General features: G+C 74.6%; 3 protein-coding genes, 1 tRNA gene and 1 other RNA gene. 1 reads left to right on the forward strand and 4 read right to left on the reverse strand.

Features of this window, described 5'->3' with window-relative positions:
* Positions 1-58: 58 nt before the first annotated feature.
* From ACFU0Y_RS16585 to ffs, 4 genes are all read right to left on the reverse strand, one after another.
* Positions 59-1,345, reverse strand: coding sequence for an aspartate kinase (locus tag ACFU0Y_RS16585; RefSeq protein ID WP_380215807.1), 1,287 nt, complete (start codon positions 1,343-1,345; stop codon positions 59-61).
* Positions 1,346-1,447: 102 nt separating this feature from the next.
* Positions 1,448-2,044 (reverse strand): recombination mediator RecR, encoded by a 597-nt coding sequence (recR, locus tag ACFU0Y_RS16590; protein WP_380215809.1) that lies wholly within the window; start codon positions 2,042-2,044, stop codon positions 1,448-1,450.
* Between the two features lie 89 nt (positions 2,045-2,133).
* A complete protein-coding gene (locus ACFU0Y_RS16595; RefSeq protein ID WP_380215811.1) occupies positions 2,134-5,322 on the reverse strand; it encodes a DNA polymerase III subunit gamma and tau in 3,189 nt (1,062 codons plus the stop codon).
* 75 nt (positions 5,323-5,397) lie between these two features.
* Positions 5,398-5,494: signal recognition particle sRNA small type (gene ffs / locus ACFU0Y_RS16600), an RNA gene on the reverse strand.
* A 133-nt stretch (positions 5,495-5,627) separates the two neighbouring features.
* Between ffs and ACFU0Y_RS16605 the strand changes: the two genes are divergently transcribed.
* A tRNA-Ser gene (locus ACFU0Y_RS16605) sits at positions 5,628-5,712 on the forward strand.
* The last annotated feature ends 43 nt before the right edge of the window (positions 5,713-5,755 follow it).

Below are 5,755 nucleotides of genomic sequence, written 5' to 3' on the forward strand. Positions count from 1 at the left end.
GGGGCGGGTCACCGGACCCGCCCCGCCGTCGTCGGACCGGTGGCGCGGGGCGCGGTGCTCAGCGGCCGGTCCCCGCGTAGACCGTGGCCTCCTCGTCGGAGTCCAGGCCGAAGGCGTGGTGCACCACGCGCACGGCCTCGTCGAGCCGATCCGCGTCCGTCAGGACCGAGATCCGCACCTCGGAGGTGGAGATCATGTCGATGTTGATGTTCGCGCCCGCGAGCGCCTCGAAGAACGTGAACGTCACGCCGGGGTTCGACTTCATGCCCGCGCCCACGAGGGAGAGCTTGCCGACCTCGTCGTCGTACTCCAGGCCCGCGTAGCCGATCTTCTCCTCGGCGGCGCGCAGCAGGCTCATGGCCAGGTCTCCCTGGGACTCGTCCAGAGTGAACGAGAGGTCGGTCTGGGGGGCGTCGCCGGTCGAGACGTTCTGCACGATCATGTCCACGTTGACCTTCGCCTCGGCGAGCAGCCGGAAGATCCGGGCCGCGAGACCGGGACGGTCGGGGACGCCGACCACAGTGACCTTCGCCTGGGAACGGTCGTGGGCGATGCCGGAGATGAGCGGCTGTTCCAACGGGATCTCCTTCGGGGAGGTGACGGCGTCTTCGGGACCCGGGATGACCCAGGTGCCCTCGTTCTGGGTGAAGGACGAGCGGACGTGCAGCTTCACGCCGAAGCGGCGCGCGTACTCGACGCAGCGCAGGTGCAGGATCTTCGCGCCGTTGGCGGCGAGCTCGAGCATCTCCTCGCTGCTGACCACGTCCAGCTTGCGGGCCTTGGGCGCGATGCGGGGGTCGGCGGTGTACACGCCGTCGACGTCGGAGTAGATCTCGCAGACGTCGGCGTCGAGCGCGGCGGCCAGCGCCACGGCGGTGGTGTCGGATCCGCCGCGGCCCAGGGTGGTGATGTCCTTGGTGGAGCGGTGCACGCCCTGGAACCCGGCGATGATCGCGATGTTGCCCTGGTCCAGGGACTCGCGCACGCGCTGCGGGTTCACCTCCACGAGCAGGGCCGCGCCGTGCGCGCCGTCTGTGATCATCCCGGCCTGGGAGCCGGTGAAGGACTTCGCGGGGGCGCCCATCCCGGACACCGCCATGGCCAGCAGGGCCATCGAGATGCGCTCGCCGGCGGTGAGCAGCATGTCGAGCTCGCGGGCCGGCGGCTTGCGCGTGACCTCGTTCGCGAGGTCCAGGAGCTCGTCCGTGGTGTCGCCCATGGCCGAGACGACGACGACGACGTCGTGGCCCCGGTTGCGCGTCTCGACGATCCGCCGTGCAACGCGGCGGACGCCGTCGGCGTCCGCGACGGAGGATCCACCGAACTTCTGCACGATCAGGCTCATGGGTTCAACTCCTGTGCTCGAGGGCGGCCGGGCTCCGGCGGTCGGCCCGGTCCGTGTGCCCGCTCCCCGCGGCAGGGCACCAGGACATGGTAGCGCGGGCGGTCAGGCGACGACCGTCCGGCCCTCGAACGCCCGGCCGAGGGTCACCTCGTCGGCGTACTCGAGGTCGCCGCCCACGGGCAGCCCGGAGGCCAGGCGCGTCACGCGGATCCCGAGGGTCTTGAGCATGCGGGAGAGGTAGGTGGCGGTGGCCTCGCCCTCCAGGTTCGGGTCGGTGGCGAGCACGACCTCCTGCACGGTGTCGCCGGAGAGCCGGGTCATCAGCTCCCGGATGCGCAGCTGGTCGGGACCGATGCCCTGGATGGGACTGATGGCCCCGCCCAGGACGTGGTACCGGCCGCGGAAGCTGCGGGTGCGCTCGATGGCCATGACGTCCTTGGACTCCTCGACCACGCAGATGACGCTGTCGTCCCGGCGGGCGTCGCGGCAGATGGCGCACTCCTCCAGCTCGGACACGTTGCCGCAGATCCGGCAGAACTTCACCTTGTCCTTGACCGCCGTCATGGCGTCGGCCAGGCGCCGGACGTCCTCCTTGTCGGCGTCGAGGAGGTGGAACGCGATCCGCTGCGCGGACTTCGGCCCGACGCCGGGCAGCCGGCCCAGCTCGTCGATCAGATCCTGAACGGCGCCTTCGTACACGTCTTCCTCGATTCCCGGGCCGGTGCGCGGCCCTGCTGCTCGTCCTCGGCCACGGTGTCACCGGGGTGCCGGTGCGTGGGGTGCCCGGCTCACTCCCCGGTGTGGAGGTCCCGCTCCTCGATCAGCATTCCCCCGAGGAGCCGCTCGATCGCGGCGCGGCCGTAGAGGGTGGAGTCCTCGAGCGCCTCGTCGTCCGAGCTGGGCACGAAGGAGTCGTCCCATTCTACGCCGCTGTCAGGCGGGGCCGCGGCGGCGGCGGGCGCCGTCCGTCCCGCGGCGATGGCCGCGGCGTGGCGCTCCCGGAAGCTCGGCCGAGCGTTCCGGTCGGCGCCGGCAGGAGCCGCCGTGGGGGCGTCCTGCTCCGCGGGGGCCGGTGCCCCGGACGTGGCCGGGGGAGTGGTGCCCGTGGCCGTCCCCGGGCCTTGCGGCCGGGCGGCAGGGCGCGCGCCGGGGGTCGTGGTGCCGCCTGCCGCCGAGGCGCCGCCGCCGGGGCCCCGACCGGGCGCGGCACCGGGGGACTGCCGGGCGGAGGCCGCGGGGCGCCACTGCTCCGGGGGAGCGGCGTCCGGATCGTCGACGCCGTCCGGATGGGGCGCTTCGCCCGGATACGGGGGCTCGTCCGGGTACGGCGGTTCGTCCGGGTACGGGGGCTCCTCGGGCGGCGGGACGTCGTCGTCCGACGGGGGGACGTCCCGGTCCCGTGCTCCCGGGGCGCCGCCGGCCGGCGCCCGGGGCGGACGTCCGCCGGTGTCGGAACCGCTCTGTGGAGCGGTCTGCGGAGCCGATCGGCGGCCGGGGTGCTCGCCGTCGGACCGGTCCGCCGTCGGCAGCGGCCCCGGGGCTCGCTCCCCGGACTGCGCCGACGACCCGATGGCGGGCTCGGCGGGATTCTCGGCCGGGGCCTCGGTGGTGATCTCCGTGGTGGTCTCCGCGGGGCGCTCGGCCGGCGCCGCGGGGGAGCCGCCGCCCTGGGGAATGGCGGCGACCGACCAGCTGTGCACGGGCTCCTGGGCCCAGGCGGGGTCGGCCCACTCCGCGGGCGCGTCCGTGGCCGGTCTGCCGTGCGCGTCCCACGGATCCTGCCCGCCGTGGTCGCCGTCCCGGCCCGCCGCGCCCGGCTCCGGCGACGAGGTGGGCTCCGACGACGACTCCGGTGCCTCGGGCGGCGCGCCGCCCGGCGACGTGCCCGGTGTCCGGGGCGGGCCCGGCTGCTCGTCCCGGCCGCGCGGTCCGCCCGACCGGTCCTGGCCGGAGGCCCGGCGGTCCCGGCCGCCCTGGTCCCGGTCCTCCGGTGCACGCCGCTGGGGGCGCTGCCCGGCGGTGCCGGGGTCCGGCTCGTTCCGCTGACCGGGTGGGCGCGCCGACGGCTCCGGACCGCGCGGTGCTCCGCCGCCGCCGCCCCGGCCGTGGCCGCCGCCGGGCGGGACCGCCTCCGCACGGCAGTCGATGCCGAGGATCTGCTGCACCGCCTGGCGGAGGTCGTCCTCGAAGCGCGGGAAGTTCATGAGGTCGCCCTCGGCGTCGAACATGATGCGCAGCACCTTGCCGTCGAAGGACTGCGGGGTGCCGCGCTGGACGGTGAACCACGCGACCCGGCGGATGTCCGCGAGGGCGTTGACGATCTCGGGCCAGGAGGCGCGCAGCAGGTCGATCTCGTCGCCGCCGGGTTCGCCCGAGCGGGGCGTGTCCTGGTGGGGCGCCTGCTGCACGGGCACCTGTGGCGCAGGCGCGGGCGGCCGCGGCTCGGCGGGCCGCCCCTGTCCGGCGGACGGTGCCCGCTCCGCGGGTCGCTCCTGCCCGCCGTGCTCCGCGCCCACCGGGCGCTGGGGAGCGGCCGCGGACCGGTCCGCGACCCGGACGCTCGGCTGCTGCGCCACGGGCTGCTGCGCCACGGGCTCCTGCGCCACCGTCCCCTGGTGGGCCGCCCGCTGCGCGTCCGCCGCCGGCGCGGCCGGACCCGGTGCCCGCGGCGCGGTCGCCGGCTGCGCCACGGTCCCGCCCTCCGGCGGGGCGGCGGGAGCGGACTCGGGCGCCGGGGCGCCCGCGGTGGGCTTGGGAGAGCGCGCGGGGACGGCGGCGGGCTCGTCGGGACCGGGGGCCGCGGCGGCGCTCCGGCCGATGCTCAGCCGCCGTTCCAGCCGGTCGACGCGGGCGGTGACGCCGCGCGTGCTGTCCTCCGAGGACGGCAGCAGGATGCGTGCGCACAGCAGCTCGAGGTGGAGCTGGGGCGAGGTGGCCCCCGTCATCTCGGTGAGCGCGGTGTTCGTGATGTCCGCGGCACGGGAGAGCTCCGCGGCCCCGAGCTGGGACGCCTGGTTGCGCAGTCGGGCGATCTGGTCCTGGGGCATGCCGTGCAGGATGTTCCCCGCGGACTCCGGGACCGCGTTGACGATGACGAGGTCCCGGAACCGCTCGAGGAGGTCCTCCACGAAGCGGCGCGGGTCCTGGCCCGTCTGCACCACCCGGTCCACCGCGCGGAAGACCGTGGCGCCGTCCCCGGAAGCGAAGGCGTCGACCACGTCGTCGAGCAGGGCGCCGTGCGTGTAGCCCAGCAGGGCGACGGCGAGGTCGTAGCCGATGCCCCGCTCGTCGGAGCCGGCCATGAGCTGGTCGAGCACCGAGAGGGTGTCGCGCACGGACCCGGCGCCGGCGCGGACCACGAGGGAGAGCACCCCCGGGGCCACCTGCACCTGCTCCTCGGCGCAGAGCTGCTCGAGGTAGTGCATGAGCGGCTCGGTGGGGACCAGGCGGAAGGGGTAGTGGTGGGTGCGGGACCGGATGGTCGTGAGCACCTTGCTGGGCTCGGTGGTCGCGAAGATGAACTTGATGTGCTCCGGCGGCTCCTCGACGATCTTGAGCAGGGCGTTGAAGCCCTCGCGCGTGACCATGTGCGCCTCGTCGATGATGAAGATCTTGTACCGGTCCCGGACGGGGGCGAACGTGGCGCGCTCGCGCAGGTCGCGGGCGTGGTCCACGCCGCCGTGGCTGGCCGCGTCCATCTCGATCACGTCCAGGGAGCCGGCGCCGTCCCGGGCGAGGTCGCGGCAGCTGTCGCAGCGGCCGCACGGGGTGGCGGTGGGCCCCTCCGCGCAGTTGAGGCAGCGGGCCAGGATGCGGGCGGAGGTGGTCTTGCCGCAGCCGCGCGGGCCGGAGAAGAGGTAGGCGTGGCTGACCCTGTCCTTGCGCAGCGCCGTCATCAGCGGCTCGGTCACGTGCTCCTGACCGATGACGTCCTCGAAGGTCTCCGGGCGGTAGCGGCGGTACAGGGCGGTAGTCACAGATGACACCTTAGCGACGGAATCCGACAGGCGGGCCGGGCGGATCGGCGCTGGGGACGCGGGCCGCCGCGGGGACGAGAAGACCCCTCGCGCACCCGCCAGAGCCCATTTACCCTTGCTACCTTCCGGTCCTGGGGGAGTTCAACAGGATGACGCCACGCGAGGGGCTGTCGACGAGTCTAGCGGATCCGGCGGGGTGGGTCGAAACCCGGGTGCGCGGCCGCGGATTCGGCATTGCCCCGCGGTTCGGTTATGCTGGACCCCGCATGTTCCGGCGCCGTCAGGGCGCCGTGACCTGCGTGCCTGGAGGATTCGCCTAGCGGCCTATGGCGCACGCCTGGAACGCGTGTTGGGTTCACGCCCTCGGGGGTTCAAATCCCCCATCCTCCGCACGGTCAGCAAGAGCCCCGCACCCGGGAGAGCATCCCGGGTG

The organism is Kocuria sp. NPDC057446, assembly GCF_042802875.1.
Taxonomy (GTDB): domain Bacteria; phylum Actinomycetota; class Actinomycetes; order Actinomycetales; family Micrococcaceae; genus Kocuria.

What these genes read in the sequence shown, in the direction of transcription:
- ACFU0Y_RS16585 (WP_380215807.1), bottom strand. Translation starts at nt 1,345, where the DNA reads ATGAGCCTGATCGTGCAGAAGTTCGGTGGATCCTCCGTCGCGGACGCC.